The sequence below is a fragment of the Flavobacterium xanthum genome (assembly GCF_900142695.1).
Lineage (GTDB): Bacteria > Bacteroidota > Bacteroidia > Flavobacteriales > Flavobacteriaceae > Flavobacterium > Flavobacterium xanthum.
This window is the reverse complement of sequence record NZ_FRBU01000003.1, coordinates 92,759-109,292: the sequence shown is the minus strand read 5'-3', so window position 1 is coordinate 109,292 and position 16,534 is coordinate 92,759. Positions and strand designations below refer to the sequence as shown.

Here is a 16,534-nt window from a genome sequence, read left to right as displayed (position 1 = left end):
TTTTACTCTTTCAAATACGCTTCTCTTACTTTTTTGAATAAATTAGAAGAATAAACAAAATCAACAACCGATTGATTATCTGTTTTAAAGATTTCTTCTTTAGTTCCTTCCCAAGCTTTTAAACCGTCTTTAAGGAATAAGATTCGCTCTCCAATTTCCATCACAGAGTTCATATCATGGGTGTTTATGACTGTTGTGATGTTGTACTCTTCCGTGATTTCTTTGATCAAATTATCAATCAAAATTGCTGTATTGGGATCTAAACCAGAGTTAGGTTCGTCGCAAAATAAGTATTTAGGTTTGTTTACGATGGCACGAGCAATAGCAACACGTTTTTGCATCCCTCCAGAAATTTGAGAAGGTAATTTTCCATGTGCGTCTGTTAATGCTACTCTTTCTAGCACAAAATCAACACGTTCTTTTATTTTAGCTTTGTTGTCTTTGGTAAACATTCGTAATGGGAATCCAACATTTTCAGCTACAGTCATCGAGTCAAACAGAGCACTTCCTTGAAATACCATTCCAATTTCCGTTCTAAGCTCTCTCTTTTCATTAGGATCTAATTCGGAGTAAATTCTTCCATCAAAACATATTTGACCTGATTCAGGTGTGTGAATACCCAAAAGACTTTTTAATAAAACTGTTTTTCCAGAGCCACTTTGTCCAATAATTAAATTGGTTTTTCCAGTTTCAAATACGGTCGAAATGCCTTTAAGAATTTTGTTTCCGTTAAATGATTTTTCTATATTTTTAATTTCTATCATGAGCCTAGTAACAGTTGTGTTAATATGTAATTAAAAAGTATAATGGAAACGGATGTCCAAACAAAGGAAACGGTGCTCGCTTTCCCTACTTCAAGTGCGCCACCTTTCATGTAATAGCCGTGAAATGAAGGTATGGTTGCTAATAGCATGGCAAAAATTAATGTTTTTATGAAGGCATAAACAATATGAAACGGAATAAAGTCCATTTGAGTTCCATTTATAAATTCAGCGCTTGAGATAAAGCCGCCATAAACACCCGCCATCCATCCACCGAGAACGCCTAGAAACATAGCGATTCCAATAAGAAATGGATATAACAATAAGGCTATTATTTTTGGGAATACAAGATAATTTAAGGAATTTACCCCCATTACTTCTAAGGCATCAATTTGTTCCGTAACCCTCATCGTTCCTATGCTTGAAGTGATAAAGGAACCCATTTTCCCAGCCATAATAACGGAAATAAAAGTGGGAGCAAACTCTAATATTACGGATTGTCGGGTTGCAAAGCCAATAAGGTATTTAGGAATCAAAGGATTCGTTAAATTTAATGCTGTTTGAATGGCAACAACTCCTCCTACGAAGAAAGAAATGAAAGCAACAATACCAAGAGAATCGATAATTAAGTCATCAATTTCCTTGAAAATAAGATTTTTCATTACAGACCATTTGGTTTGTTTATTGAAAATTTCTTTCAGCATTAAGAAGTATCTTCCTATTTGCGTTATATAGCGAATGAGCATCATAAGTTTTGCGAATATGGGCTAAATTACAAAAAATGTTAGGAGTTATCTCTTTTGGTTCAGCAGTTTTTTGATTTTGTTGGCTAAAAAAGCTTTTGTTTCATTTTCTTCAAACGGTATTTTCGAATGAATTTTGCTTGTTCGGTTGTTACTAATAAAGGCGTTTGGGCCGCTTTAGCTTTCCAGAAACCTTTGATGTAATCTATAAAAAGCAGCGGTTTTTTCTTCATTATCGCCAGTTTTGCCGAAGCTATGGAAGTGATAAGGAATCCGTAGCCTAAAGTATAAAATGCTTCTCCTTGTTTGTATCGGGCTGTTTTGTTGTAGTTTGCTCCGGTTGGTTTCAGATGTTTTACAATTAATGAAGCATCCGTAACGACTTTCCATCCGTAAAATTTCGAGAGTAATTCATCGACGGTATCCCAACCCATTGCTGGCTTCAAATTGCCTATTTGTAGAAAACATTCTTTTCTGTAGGCTTTGAAGGCGCCCCTAATATGGTCTTTGTCAGTTAGATTTTCTAGAATCCAAGAGCCATTTTTCTCGATATACGCAAATCCACCAACCATTCCTATGGTGGCATCTTTTTCGAAAGTATTTAAAATAGTTTCAAAATAATTGTTGGGTAGAATTAAATCTGCATCTAGCTTTACAATGACATCGTAATTTTCGTCCAATGTTTCAAAGCCTTTTTGAAAAGCTTGAATGACTTTGCTCCCTGGCAAATGTATCGCTTCAGAACTCTTATTAACTAAAGTAATGAACGGATTTTCTTTAGCGAAAGAAGTTACAATTTGGGCCGTTTTATCTGTTGAATTGTCATTGACAACAACTACTTTTTTAGGCAAAACGCTTTGCGAAATCAAAGAATCTAACGTTAAAGCAATAAAATCTTCTTCGTTATGCGCCGGAATGACAATGTAGTAATTCATTATTTTATTTTTTCGGCATAAACGATATAATATCTTGGTGTGAATTTTCGAAGTAATGGTCGAATTCCAAGTTTCTTTACCGGATTGGTCCACTTTTCTCGGTCTATTATTTTCCAACCGGTTTTTTCCAAAAGCCAATCGAGTTGCCAATCTTCAAATTCATGGTAATGTCTGTCCCATAAATCTGTTTTGCTTCTATAGGCTGGGGAAAACCAAAGACGCATGGGAATGGATATAAATAGTTTCTCGGATTTTATTTCTTTTAAAATAGTGAAAGGATTTAAAAGGTGTTCAAAGATCTCGAAAGCTGTTACAACAGTCGTTTTTTCAGATTGAAATACTGATTGATCTAGGTCTAAATCTTCACCAGTTGTGTTTTTAACATTGAAACCTTCTTCCTTCATGATTTTAGAAAAAGGGTTTTCAACACCTAAATCTAATATGGTCTCTGAATTTGACACGTGTTTTTTTAGAAATTCTAAAGTATGTTTGAATCTTTTATTGGGAAACGTTTTCTCGTACATGTTTATTTATTTTGCGCAATCCTCAAGCTTCGGGAATGAAGCCACAAATATAGTAATAAAAGTGTTTTTTGGTATTGTTTTTTAGCCCTGATGGAAATGAAAATCCCGGAGCGGCAAAAGGTAGTTTTTCAGGGTGCAAAAAGCGACTAAAAGAAGCTTTCTTGCACCCTAGAAAAACAAGTTTTGTAGTGAGGAATTGTAATGTACAGCAGGAATAGCTCCTACTACAAATTAATATCTATAAACAAATGCGTTGATGTTCATTCCTGCGCCAACAGAGGCAAAAATCATAACATCCCCTTTGTGTATTTCTTGATTCTGGATTTCGCCGCGAATAAGCAAATCAAAAAGAGTAGGGACGGTGGCCACACTGCTATTTCCGAGTTCATGAATGCTCATAGGCATAATGTCTTTAGGAACCGTCTTGTCGTAAAGTTTGTAAAAACGGTGGATTATGGCTTCATCCATTTTTTCATTGGCTTGGTGAATGAGTATTTTTTTCACATCGTCAATACCTAATCCACTTTTGTCTAAACAACTTTTCATGGCTGCTGGAACGTGATTAAGAGCGAATTCATATATTTTGCGCCCGTACATTTTTATATAGCGGGTGTCTGGGTCTAAATCAGGATTGTAGGATTTGCCAAAAAACAAATAGCCTGCTTCGTCATTTGCATAAGTGGCACTTTCATAGGCCAATAATCCCGTTTCATCATCTGAAGCCTCAATAATAGAAGCTCCTGCGCCATCAGAATAGATCATGGAGTCTCTATCATGAGCATCAACTACTCTGGATAACGTTTCTGAACCTATAACCAAACAGCGCTTTGCCATTCCAGATTTGATGAATGCATTGGCTTGAAGTACGCCTTCAATCCATCCTGGGCATCCAAAAAGAATGTCATACGCGACGCATTTTGGATTTTTTATTTGTAATTTATGTTTAACACGGGTAGCCAAACTTGGAAGCATGTCGGATTGGGTTGTGCCGTATTTTACATCGCCAAAGTTATGAGCGAAGATGATGTAATCGATTGTTTCGGGGTCAATTCCAGCATTTTTAATGGCTTTTTGAGAAGCTAAAAAAGCTAGATCGGAGGAGTTTAAATGATCTTCAGCATAGCGCCTATGCTCAATTCCAGTTATGCCTTTAAATTTATTGATGACTATTTCATTTGGATAGCCAAAAGCTGTTCCATCCTCGTTTAAAAAAACATGTTCGCTAAAATCTGTATTACTTACTTTTTTCTCAGGAATATAGCTTCCTATTCCAGCTATTTTTATTTTCATTGCGTTAATTTTCCAAATTTTAGGCTAATTTAATCATTAAAAAATAATTACAGCTACAAAATTTACTATGCATGCATATAATTACGAAATAATAACTTATTGGCAAAATTTTTGATTATTTTATTACGAAATTGAAGTTTTTGTGTGATATTTATTTCTTAAATCTTTTAAGCGAAAAAAAGTGATTTTTTTAAATTTTGAATTAAAAGTATTTTAATTCACTTTTATTTTTGAAGTCAAAAAAAAATGTCCCGATTTCTCGAGACATTTTAAGTTGCAATCTAACTTTCTATATACGCTTCAATTGGCGCACAGGAACAATTTAAATTTCTATCTCCATACGCTTCGTCGACTCTACGTACGGTAGGCCAGAATTTATTTTCGGCAATGTATTCTAATGGGAAGGCTGCGGCTTCACGACTGTAAGGAAAATTCCAGTTGTCTGTGGTGGCCATCATTAAAGTGTGGGGTGCGTTTTTTAAGATATTGTTTGGATTGTCTAAAGTAGCCGTTTCAATTTCTTTTCTTATGGCAATCATCGCGTCACAAAAACGATCTAATTCTTCTAAGTTTTCACTCTCTGTTGGTTCAATCATCATTGTTCCAGCAACTGGGAAGGAAACTGTAGGTGCATGGAAACCATAATCCATCAATCGTTTAGCAATATCAGTTACTTCAATTCCTTTTTCTTTAAATGGACGGCATTCAATAATCATTTCATGTGCTGCGCGACCCATTTCTCCTGAATATAACGTGTCGTAGTGACCGTTTAATTTTTCCTTGATATAGTTTGCATTTAAAATCGCATATTCCGTAGATTGTCTCAAACCTTCGGCACCTAACATACAGATGTAACCATAAGATATCAGACAAACTAATGCAGAACCCCAAGGAGCAGCAGATATTGCAGTAATTGCATTTTCTCCGCCTGTTGGTATCACTGGATTTGTAGGTAAGAAGGGAACTAATTGTGGTGCCACACAGATAGGTCCTACACCTGGTCCGCCACCGCCATGAGGAATAGCAAATGTTTTATGCAAATTCAAGTGACATACGTCAGCGCCAATAGTTGCGGGATTTGTCAATCCAACTTGAGCATTCATATTAGCACCATCCATATAAACTTGTCCACCATTATCGTGAATCAATTGTGTAATTTCTTTGATTGCACTTTCAAATACACCGTGAGTGGAAGGATAGGTTACCATCAAACAAGCGAGGTTGTCCTTGTGTAAAATAGCTTTCTCTCGTAAATCGTCTACATCAATGTTTCCGTTTTCTAATGTTTTAGTAACAACAACTTTCATTCCTGCCATAGCTGCCGATGCTGGATTTGTTCCGTGCGCCGATGATGGGATTAAAGCAATGTTTCTATGATGGTCTCCTCTTGAAAGGTGGTAAGCACGAATCACCATTAATCCGGCATATTCTCCTTGCGCACCTGAGTTAGGTTGTAATGTTGTTCCAGCAAAACCAGTTATTACATTTAACTGTTGTTCTAGTTTAGCTAACATTTCTTGGTATCCTTGTACTTGATCCAATGGTGCAAAAGGATGAATGTTATTCCATTGTGGCATACTTAAAGGCAACATTTCTGAAGCTGCATTCAGTTTCATGGTGCATGAACCTAAAGAAATCATGGAATGATTCAAGGCTAAATCTTTTCTTTCTAGCATTTTGATGTAGCGCATCAAAGCGGTTTCAGAATGGTATTTGTTGAAAACATCGTGCGTTAAAAAAGTAGATGTTCTGTTTACATTTTCTGGAAAATGATTGGTTTCAGATAGTGTTTCAATCAGAGTCAGTGCAGTCCCATTTGCAGAAGCGAATACAGCAACAATTTTATTTAAATCAGTGATGCTTGTCGTTTCATTTAAAGAAATTGAAATCGTATTGTCGTCTACATAGTAGAAATTAATTTCGTTTTCTTCGGCAATCGCTTTTACTTTTTTGGCATCAGCCTTAACAACAATGGTGTCGAAGAAAGCGGTATTCGTTTGTTGATACCCTGATTGTTCTAATGCATTTGCTAAAGTTGCTGCAGATGCATGTACTTTATCAGCAATATACTGTAAGCCTTTTGGTCCGTGATACACAGAATACATTCCAGCCATAACGGATAATAAAACTTGAGCAGTACAAATGTTTGAGGTTGCTTTGTCTCTTTTAATGTGTTGCTCGCGCGTTTGCAGTGCCATACGTAGTGCACGATTTCCATCTGTATCTACTGTTACACCGATGATTCTGCCTGGCATGCTTCTTTTGTATTCGTCTTTTGTAGCAAAATAAGCTGCATGTGGTCCGCCATAACCTAACGGAATTCCAAAACGTTGTGTAGTTCCAAGTACCACTGCAGCGCCCATTTCTCCTGGAGGAGTTAATTTTACTAAACTCAAAATATCAGCAGCAACCGCTACTTTAATTTCGTTTTCAGCAGCTTTTGCGATAAAATCAGTGTAGTCGTTAACTTGTCCAAATTTTCCAGGATATTGAAGGATTGCTCCAAAATATTCCGATGAAAAATCAAATTCTTCATGGTTTCCAATTACTAATTCAACGCCAATTGGAGTGGAACGCGTTTGTAAAACCGATAAAGTTTGGGGTAATATTTCTTCGGAAACGAAGAATTTATTTGTTTTGTTTTTCTTTTGATCACGCGAACGAACATCAAAAAGGAGCGCCATAGCTTCAGCAGCAGCAGTTCCTTCATCTAATAAGGAAGCGTTAGCAATTTCCATCCCAGTTAATTCGATAACCATGGTTTGAAAATTCAAAATCGCTTCGAGACGACCTTGGGCTATTTCTGCTTGATACGGTGTGTAAGCAGTGTACCAACCTGGGTTTTCAAAAACATTTCTTTGGATTACTGCAGGAATAATTGCAGCGTTGTATCCTAAGCCTATATAAGATTGAAAAACTTTATTTTTATTTCCTAATTTTTGAATGTGATTTGCAAACTCATATTCGGTCATTGCCGGTTCTAAATCTAAATCCGATTTTAAACGAATGTCACTTGGAATAGTTTCATCAATCAATTGATTCAGAGTTGCTGCGCCAATTGTCTTCAACATGTGTTCTAAATCATTTTCTCTTGGGCCAATGTGTCTTAATGCAAAAGCGTCTGTTTTCATTGTATATAAAATGGGTTGTGTGTTTCTTGTTTTAAAAGGCTGTAAAATTAAATATTAATATGCTATTAATAGCCTTTTTTAACGTGATTTTCTGTGAATTTTTCAACTAAAAGCCGTTCTTATTAACACTTTGATTAATTTTGTCTAATGAGGGTTTTTAAACTAATAATCGATTTTTATATTAAAGGCAGTATTCACGTGGGTTTATCGTGCTATGCCTTAGTTAGAATGACCCAACACATGTTCCACATTTCTTATGAGGACTCCATTGCACACTTTGCTTTTTTTGGAATTGTCGTTGGATACAATTTTGTTAAATACGATGCATTAGCCCGAGCAAAAAAAATTCAAATGCGGAACGAACTAAAAGCAATTGCGCTGTTTAGTTTTTGTTGTTTTATTTTAGTAGGTTATTATTTTTTTCAATTGCAACGAGTTACTCAAATTGCAGCTGTTATTTTTTTAAGTATCACATTATTATATACACTTCCTTTTTTTCCTACTAAAAGGAATGCTAGAAATTGGGCTGGGGTAAAAATTTATATTGTGGCTCTGTGTTGGGTAGGAGTGACTTTGGGTTTGCCCATATTAAATGCGGAGATACCTATAACAGCAGATTTTTATCTAAAATGTTTACAACGGTTTATTCTTATTTTTGTTTTGGTGCTTGTTTTTGAAATCATTGATTTGGCAAACGATGATCCGCATTTAAAAACCGTTCCACAACAAATAGGGGTGAGGCGAACCAAACTATTAGGACTGTTGCTTTTGCTTCCTTTTTATTTTTTGGAATTTTTAAAAAGTAATTTTGATAAAAACCAATTAGTAGTCAACTTGCTGCTAGTGATTATGATTTCATTATTTCTAATTTTTGCCAATGATAAACGATCGAAATATTACACCTCTTTTTGGGTAGAAAGTATTCCAATCGTCTGGTGGATGTTGCTGGTTTTAGGGTAAAAAGTAAATAGTGGTGCGTGCGTTCGTCAATAGCACTGAAAGAGTGGTGAAGAGGGTCATTTTAGTGGTTCAATACGTTACTTCTATTGTCCACTTTTTGTAAATTACTTGCTTTCAGCTAATTCTTTCAACACCTTGTTTCTTGCCAAAACGAAATTTATCATGTGATTTTTTAGAAACAAAAAATCAAATAATTCGCCAAAAACACCGTAAGGAACTTCATAATGTATTTTGTCTTTCATTACTGTCAGGCCATTCTTTTCTATGAAAAGATGTTCATGTCGGAATGATTTGAATTTCCCGTCCTCCATCTCATCTACAAAATAATCGTATAAGTTCATGGCGGTTATTCGGCTTTTGTGAGTCAGGTAAAAACCAAAATGTTTTCCGCGCCAAGTCACTGTTTCATTATAGTTGATCAAGCCGGAAGTGATGCCGTCGATAGCCGTTTCTTTTGTAGGACTAGCTGATTTTTGGTGTACATCGATGTCTCTGGAAATATCAAAAACAGTTTGTATTGGGGCATTTATTTTAGTCCTAATTTTTATTCGGGTCATTAAAATTATAATTTTCGTTTGTCTTCAATAGTTATTTTGGAGCCAATAGCTAGAAATACGGAAGTTGGTTCTAAATTAGCAATAAATGCAAATTCCTTCCCGTATACACCTTCAAAATCTATTTTAGAGTTATTCTTCGTTACTTCAAATTGTTGCCATCTGGGATGTGTGACTTGGTACTCAAAAGTTTCATTTTCATTTATTTTGGTATACCCAAAGTAGTGTTCTGTAATAAATTCAGCTTCTGAATCCGGTTCAATTGCAATGGGCGTCTTGTCCGTTGTTACATGAATGGTATTCCAATTGTTACGGACTTTCCATTGGTATATAAATTCTCTTGACTTTTCATTGACTGTTAAAGTGTGTTTCATGGGTAACGTGCTGTAGTGCTCATTATAAAACGTATTGGCAATAAATGAAATGGCGTATTTCGGAACAATTTCGCTTATAAAAACGGCCCCTCTTTTCCATACTCCATTTTCAAAACGCCTCACATAAAACCGAAGATTGACTTCCTCAAAATCACTATGGAAGGGAATTTTGATTCCTAGAACACGCACCTTTTCAAAAAGAAACCCAATAAAACTGACGTAGCATTTGCCGTTCCAAAAATCGAGTTCGGTTCCTTTTGGGACATATTTTTGTAAAATTTGAGGATCAACCTCATAATTAATCATGGCTAAATTATTCCACTCTGCTTTTAAAAAACTCATTTTATTGTAGGTTTTATTTTTTTAATTATTCTAAAATTTATCAAAGAATCCGAACCATTGTACTTTGGTTTTCAGAAATTTATGATTAAACAATTTCACTTTTTTCATTAAAGCTTCCAGTTTTGGATCTTGTTCTTTAAAGCGTTCGTAAAGTGCTATCGTCAATTTTATTTTCGCTTCGAAAAGTACATTTCGTTACTTTTAGTGTTACTTTTTTATTATAAGTATCTTTTTTCGAAAAATAAGTAAAGTATTTTAGGAATCGGAACTACCGAAACAATTCCTTTACCTCATTAATATCAAACGATTTTTTCTCGTCGTCGATCGAAATAATACTCGAAGCTACATTTTTCTTTTTTTGTTGCAATGAAACAATTTTTTCTTCGATTGTATCTTTACAAATCATGCGGTATGCCATTACTTTTTTGGTTTGTCCAATGCGATAACAGCGATCAATGGCTTGGTTTTCGACAGCAGGATTCCACCAAGGATCAATAATGAAAACATAATCTGCTTCGGTTAGATTTAGTCCGGTTCCACCAGCTTTAAGACTAATCAGAAAGACCCGAACATCGGCATTATTTTGAAAATTCTCGACTCGCTCTTGTCTGTTGGTCGTTTTTCCGTCTAAATATTCATAATGAATGTGTTCTTCTTCTAGTCTCGTTTTTACGATTTGAAGCATTTTGACAAACTGTGAAAAAACTAAAATTTTATGATTTCCCGTTTTTTCTTTGATGTTTTCCATTAATGCCTCGAGCTTTACCGAATAATTCCCAAAGTCTTCATCAGTCGGAATTAGCGCGGTCGAATTGCAAATTTGCCGGAGTTTAGTTAAACCTTCTAAGATGTACATTTGTGATTTCTCGACGCCATTTTCATCAATTTTATTCATTAAATAATCACGGTATTTATTTTTGAAGGTGTTGTAAACCGCACGCTGCTCTTTTTCCATTTCACAAAAAATGATGCTTTCTGTTTTTTCTGGCAATTCGGTGGCTACTTGTTCTTTGGTTCTTCGCAACATAAAAGGCGTGATAATTTTACTTAAAATTTGCGAAGCGTCAACATCTTTTTCTTTGTCTATGGCATCCGAAAAATTATTTTTAAAATGCGTCATATTACCCAGTAATCCAGGATTTAAAAAGTTAAGTTGTGCATACAAATCAAAAGTGTTATTTTCTATTGGTGTTCCCGTAAGTGCAATTCTGTTATACGAATTCAACAATCTGACGGCTTTGTATCTCTTCGAATTTGGGTTTTTTATCGCTTGACTTTCGTCTAAAACAATATAATTAAATTTAAAATCTTTCAAAAACGCAATGTCGTTCAGCAAAGAGCCATAAGTGGAAATAATTAAATCGTACTTGTTGAAATTATCTTTATTTTCAAGTCTGTTTCCACCCGTAAAAGTAAGCATCTTCAGGGTTGGACAAAACTTTTCTATTTCATTTCTCCAGTTAAAAATTAATGAGGTTGGAGCAATAATTAGTGAAGGTTGATTCTTAGGATTTGTCACTTTCAAATGTTGTAAAAATGCAATAGTTTGCAAGGTCTTCCCTAATCCCATATCGTCTGCCAAACAACCGCCCAATTGGTTTTTATCTAAAAAAGCGAGCCAGTTTAGTCCGTGGTGTTGGTAATCTCGGAGTTTTGCTTTTATCCCTTTTGGAATTGGAATAGTTTCAATTTCAGAAATGTTTTGTAAACGCATTTTCTTGTTGTACAGCTCTTCCAGAAATGCAGGTTTGGTATCCATTTCCTCATAAAGTTCTTCAATGATTCCGAACTGATAATTCGACATTTGTATGCCGTTTTTCTTGACTTCACCAGTCTTGAAATAGTTAGCAAATTTTTTCATCCATTCCTCTGGAAGAATTCCCAGTGTTCCATCACCAAGCGCAACATAATTTGATTTTTTCAAAAAGGCCTTCTGTAACTCCTTAATGTTTACTTTTTGATTGCCAAAACTAATGTCGATTTCAATATCAAACCAATCAATATCCGATTTTAAATTGACTCGGATTACGGGTTTGTTCAAATTAAATTTGAATGATTTCAATTCATTGGCTCCAAAAACAGTGATGCCTAATTGCTTCATTCTTTCCGTGGCGTGTAACATCCAGTAATTCTCGAAAAGTTCTTCGGGTGTGAGGAAAAACATACTTTCTTGAGTTTCAAACTTTGGATGGAGGCTTCTGAATTCTTCTATAAAATTATCCTCAAAAGACTGATTACGGTCTTGATATGTGATTTTTGAATCTTCGGTGGCTTCTAATAACAGTTCGTTTGAAAATACTGGTACGAGCGTTTTGCCATACTGAATTACAGGCTTAAAAACAATATAATGTCCTTCTAAATCCGACATGTAGATTTGTTTTTCAATACTTTCATTTTCTATTTTGGCTTTAGATTTCTTGAAAATGGTAGTTTGAATTTCAAATTTTTTAGATAACGGTAAAATTACTTTTTCAATAAAATTGGGCACATCTTTTTTGAAGTAATTAATTTCAGAGTGATTAGCGAAACTATTTAAATGTGCAGAAACATTGGCATTTGGAATGGGATAAGCATTACCCTGAAAAAATACAAACAACGAACTCACAATTATTGCTGTACTGTTGAGGTTAAAATCTTTATCTCCAATTGCTATTTTTGCTTTTAGTGTGTAAAAATATTCATTTTCGCTAAGAGTAAAAAACAATCTTATTTTGATATCCTCTATTTTTGTGGACACCAGATTTTTCCTTGTCAGACTGGCTTTGTCTTCATGTTTATATATCAAGAGCGTTTTCCATAATGGTAATAAAAGTTCTAAATGTTCAAATGCTTTTGTTAAGTAACCAATTTCTCTTTTTGATTCATAGCTGGAAATTAGGTCGTTTAGCTGTAGCGATTTTATGATTACCGCATCATTATTTTCATTAAGAAATAAGTGCATAGATTCTCCGATACTGTAATAGTTAAGGTCGGAAATGCTCGATGCAAAATCGGTTTTAGCCTTGTTGTACTTTGCCTGAAAAGGAAAGATACCCTTTAATTTTTTTGCTCTAAATCCAAAATATATTCCCAGTCCAAAATCATGATCAAAATGATCTGACATGGGTAATTTAGCGCTTAGCTCAACCGCTTCATTCGCGTAAATATTAGAAAGATCTTGAAATCCTTGTTGGATATTTTTATATTTTGAAGTTGCTTCAAATCCTTTTTTTGTAATTTGAAAATCGAATATTTTTCCAATTTCCGCGTTATCGGTTATCTGATATGGTTTTAAAAATGCTTCAATTTTTTGCGGTAAATAATTTGTATTAAAGAAATTTTCGCCCAATTTCTTTTTTATAATCCGCAAACTAATACCAATGTGATCGCATGGTTTTTCTGCTTTAGAACAAGTACAACGCGTTTTTAAAATTTTAGTTTCGCTATCATAGCTTATGGTTTGTTCATGGTTTCCCCAATCTAAAAACATTGTTTTTACCTCTGATTGTGACGCATTGCTAATTTGTAGCTGATGGTCATAGTAACTAGTATAACGCGAGGGAAATTGCGAGAGAACGGCATCCGAAAGGAGTTCGTTTTCTAAATGTGTCTGATTTAAAGGTAATTTCTGGGTTGCTGTAAAATCATTTAAATCGTGCAAAATACTATTTGTTTTTTTAATAATGACTTTACTAATATCAGTAAGAGCTGCAATTATATGCTTGCAAACACCTCCGTGATCGTAAGGACAACTGCAATAAGACTCAATTTTTTTAGGATTAGCAATATTAATTTCTATTTGATACGGTTTAGTTGCGCCGCCAAGATATTCAAATTCATATTGCCCAAAGTATACGTTAATAAGCGTAGGGCTAATGTTTTTTGCATTAGCCGTAGAACTTGCAATACTATTTTCTTTTAAATAATCTTGTATTAATTTTAGGTCGGTAAGCTCCATTTTTAAACTTTATAAATCAGTAATTTAAAGCAATCCAGCTCTTTTTAGCAAAGCTTGTGGTCTTGGTTCCTGACCTCTAAAGCGTTTGTATAAAATCATAGGATGTTCTGTTCCACCTTTAGAAAGTACGTGCTCTTTAAATTTAGTGGCGACCTCCTTATTGAAAATACCTTTTTCTTGAAAATATTCAAAAGCGTCAGCGTCCAGCACTTCTGCCCATTTGTAGCTGTAATAGCCAGAGGAATATCCGCCTTGAAAAATATGCGAAAAAGAAGTACTCATAGCGTTTTCCTTTACATCGGGATATAATTGTGTAGCAGAAAATTGTTTGGCTTCAAAAGCTTTAATATTTTTAATATTCGAAGGATCTTCTGCATGCCAACCCATATCCAAGAGCCCAAAACTCAATTGACGCATCGTTGCAATTCCTTCTTGAAAACTAGCACTTTCTTTAATATTGTTCACTAATTCTAGCGGAATCATTTCGCCAGTTTCATAATGGTAGGCGAATAAGGCTAATGCCTCCGGCTCGTAGCACCAGTTTTCTAAAATCTGACTTGGTAATTCCACAAAATCCCAATAAACACTTGTTCCTGATAAACTGGGATACGTAGTATTAGCCAACATGCCGTGCAAAGCATGACCAAATTCATGAAATAAAGTGGTAACTTCATTAAAAGTTAATAAGGATGGCTTTGTTTCTGTAGGTTTGGTAAAATTGCATACAATGGAAATGTGCGGTCTTTCATTAATTCCCTTTTTTATGTATTGCGATTTAAAAGAAGTCATCCAGGCACCGTTGCGTTTCCCTTTTCTTGGAAAGAAATCAGCGTAAAAAATGGCGACAAATTGGTCTTCCTCATCTTTTACTACGTATGTTTTTACCTCTTCATGGTATTTGTCTACTTCAAAAGTTTCTTCGAATGTGATTCCGTATAATTTTTGCGCTACGGCAAAAGCACCTTCCAACACTTTTTCTAATTGAAAATAGGGTTTTAGTATTTCATCGTCTAAATGGAATAATTGCTGTTTTAATTTCTCTGAGTAATAAGCGCCATCCCACTTTTCCAGCAATGTAACGCCGTCTAATTCTTTGGCGAAAGCTGATAATTGTGCAAATTCTTTTAAAGCAGCCGGTTTTGCTTTTTCTAGTAAGTCATTGGAGAATTTTTTTACTTTCTCCGGACTTTCGGACATTCGTTCTTCCAGTACAAAATGGGCGTGGCTTGCATATCCTAAAACTTGTGCTCGATCAAAACGTAATTTGGCAATTTTAAGGACAATTTCTTGGTTGTCAAATTCGTTATTTTGAAAACCTTTGGCGCCAAAAGCAATTGCCATCTTTTTACGCAATTCACGATTATCAGCATAGGTCACAAATGGAACATAGCTTGGGTAATCCAAAGTAAAAATCCAACCTTCTTTTTCTTGGCTTTTGGCCAATGATCGAGCGGCTTCGATCGTTCCTTCCGGTAAACCAGCTAGGTCAGATGCATCTGTAATATGCAACTGATAGGCTTGGGTTTCGGCTAAAACATTTTCGCCAAACTGCAAACTTAATTTTGATAATTCTTTGTCTATTTCTCTTAATTGATTTTTTTTATCCTCGGGTAAATTAGCACCATTTCTAGAAAAACCCTTGTATTTTTTGTCTAAAAGCGTAGTTTGTTCTGCCGTCAGATTTAATTTTTCTCTTTGGTCGTACACTGTTTTTACTCGTGCAAATAAATCAGGGTTCAGTCGAATATCATTTCCAAACTCTGATAATAAAGGAGAAACTTCTTGTGCAATTTTTTGAATCTCATCGTTGGTTTCTGCAGAATTTAAGTTGAAAAAAATACTAAAAATTCGATCTAGAATAGCACCGCTAAAGTCCAATGCTTCTATCGTATTTTCAAAAGTAGGTTGTATAGGGTTTCTGATAATGGCATCGATTTCGGCTTTTGCGAGTTCGATTCCTTTTTGAAAAGCAGGAAGAAAATCCTCGTTTTTTATTTTCGAAAAAGGGGCCGTATTGTATTTTGTATTGAAGTGATGGGTTAAGATGCTCATTTGTTTTTTAATAAAAATAATTTGATGTTTTAAACAGAACAAAGGTAGGGATTTATTGAAAAAAACGAGGATGTTAAAGGAATTGATTTGCCCTAAAATGCTAGAGTAGATTGTGTTATTTAAATGTTATTTATTTCGTTTGTGAGTAATAAAGCCTTAAATTGTGAAAAAAGATTGGTTTTTAACGAAACGAATTTAAAAAACAATAAATTTTAAAGAAAAGATGAACTATCAAATTACAATAAAGAAAGCCTACACCGTTGATGAAATTGAAGATTATTGGACAAGTGATGATTATATAAAGTTGTTAGAAAAATTCGATTACCCAGATGCTGGTGATTCGGATCCTGCCACTTTGAAGGAGTTGTTATTCATGGCTATATCTGATTTTGAACCTAAAGATGCTGCCGTAATTGCATTGGAATATAAGTTGTCTGAAAATTTGAATGAAGGTCAGATTCAACAAGTTTCGAATGATATGTTATTAGATAAAGTATGTGAAGAATATCCTGAAATTGGACTACACGCAACCTTGTTCCATGTGAATCAATTACTCTTCAAAGCGTACAACGGTACTTTTCCTAATGCAAAAGCGACTATTATCGAATGTAGTTTTGTGCCTTTGGAAGAGGAAAGCGAAATTGAATTGACTAAAGAGAATATTTTGAAATTGTTAAACAACGGTTTGTCAGGTAGTAATTTGATCAAAAGATTGTTCGACCTGCCTATGACTGAAAACCTACCTTTTCCAGAAGCCGAAGATATTTTATGGGAAGTGCGATCAACGGATAATAGTAATTTTACGATCATAACTTCTGAATATTGGTTGAGTAAAGAAGATATTATAGCATCGGAATTTGAAGGAATTCTAGAAATTCCACTTGACGTTGAATAAATTATGTCAACACTTTTATGCCATAAAAAAAGCTCC

12 protein-coding genes are annotated in these 16,534 nt (G+C 34.7%); 2 read left to right on the top strand and 10 right to left on the bottom strand.

Going from position 1 to position 16,534, the window contains the following annotated elements:
• Window positions 1-2: 2 nt before the first annotated feature.
• The 6 genes from BUC11_RS02365 to gcvP form a co-directional block, all read right to left on the bottom strand.
• The gene (locus tag BUC11_RS02365) at window positions 3-764 is read right to left on the bottom strand and encodes an ABC transporter ATP-binding protein (protein ID WP_073351517.1); all 762 of its coding nucleotides are present in this window, start codon (window positions 762-764) and stop codon (window positions 3-5) included.
• Window positions 761-1,510 (bottom strand): MlaE family ABC transporter permease, encoded by a 750-nt coding sequence (locus BUC11_RS02360; RefSeq protein WP_066081144.1) that lies wholly within the window; start codon window positions 1,508-1,510, stop codon window positions 761-763. Before BUC11_RS02360 ends, BUC11_RS02365 begins: the two co-directional genes overlap by 4 nt.
• Window positions 1,511-1,590: 80 nt before the next feature.
• Entirely contained in the window at window positions 1,591-2,439 is an 849-nt protein-coding gene (locus tag BUC11_RS02355) for a glycosyltransferase family 2 protein (protein ID WP_073351515.1), read from the bottom strand.
• Complete coding sequence (locus BUC11_RS02350) at window positions 2,439-2,963, bottom strand: class I SAM-dependent methyltransferase (RefSeq protein WP_073351513.1); 525 nt, start codon at window positions 2,961-2,963, stop codon at window positions 2,439-2,441. The genes BUC11_RS02355 and BUC11_RS02350 overlap by 1 nt, the downstream gene beginning before the upstream one ends.
• A gap of 231 nt (window positions 2,964-3,194) precedes the next feature.
• Window positions 3,195-4,253 carry a 3-oxoacyl-ACP synthase III family protein gene (locus tag BUC11_RS02345; RefSeq protein ID WP_073351510.1) on the bottom strand — a complete coding sequence of 353 codons (1,059 nt, stop codon included), beginning with the start codon at window positions 4,251-4,253 and terminating at the stop codon, window positions 3,195-3,197.
• A gap of 281 nt (window positions 4,254-4,534) precedes the next feature.
• Window positions 4,535-7,384: an aminomethyl-transferring glycine dehydrogenase gene (gene gcvP, locus BUC11_RS02340; protein ID WP_073351508.1), complete on the bottom strand. Its 2,850-nt coding sequence runs from the start codon at window positions 7,382-7,384 to the stop codon at window positions 4,535-4,537.
• Window positions 7,385-7,531: 147 nt separating this feature from the next.
• Here gcvP and BUC11_RS02335 point away from each other — a divergent pair, with 147 nt between their 5' ends.
• Window positions 7,532-8,344, top strand: coding sequence for a UbiA prenyltransferase family protein (locus tag BUC11_RS02335; protein ID WP_073351505.1), 813 nt, complete (start codon window positions 7,532-7,534; stop codon window positions 8,342-8,344).
• A gap of 104 nt (window positions 8,345-8,448) precedes the next feature.
• On the opposite strand, the gene BUC11_RS02330 is transcribed toward BUC11_RS02335, so the two are convergent.
• The 4 genes from BUC11_RS02330 to BUC11_RS02315 form a co-directional block, all read right to left on the bottom strand.
• Window positions 8,449-8,901: an SRPBCC family protein gene (locus tag BUC11_RS02330; protein WP_073351503.1), complete on the bottom strand. Its 453-nt coding sequence runs from the start codon at window positions 8,899-8,901 to the stop codon at window positions 8,449-8,451.
• Window positions 8,902-8,906: 5 nt separating this feature from the next.
• Entirely contained in the window at window positions 8,907-9,614 is a 708-nt protein-coding gene (locus BUC11_RS02325) for a YqjF family protein (protein WP_073351500.1), read from the bottom strand.
• A gap of 268 nt (window positions 9,615-9,882) precedes the next feature.
• Window positions 9,883-13,551 (bottom strand): DEAD/DEAH box helicase, encoded by a 3,669-nt coding sequence (locus BUC11_RS02320; protein ID WP_073351498.1) that lies wholly within the window; start codon window positions 13,549-13,551, stop codon window positions 9,883-9,885.
• A gap of 24 nt (window positions 13,552-13,575) precedes the next feature.
• Window positions 13,576-15,603 (bottom strand): M3 family metallopeptidase, encoded by a 2,028-nt coding sequence (locus BUC11_RS02315; protein ID WP_073351494.1) that lies wholly within the window; start codon window positions 15,601-15,603, stop codon window positions 13,576-13,578.
• A 223-nt stretch (window positions 15,604-15,826) separates the two neighbouring features.
• Here BUC11_RS02315 and BUC11_RS02310 point away from each other — a divergent pair, with 223 nt between their 5' ends.
• The gene (locus tag BUC11_RS02310; RefSeq protein ID WP_073351491.1) at window positions 15,827-16,498 is read left to right on the top strand and encodes a hypothetical protein; all 672 of its coding nucleotides are present in this window, start codon (window positions 15,827-15,829) and stop codon (window positions 16,496-16,498) included.
• The last annotated feature ends 36 nt before the right edge of the window (window positions 16,499-16,534 follow it).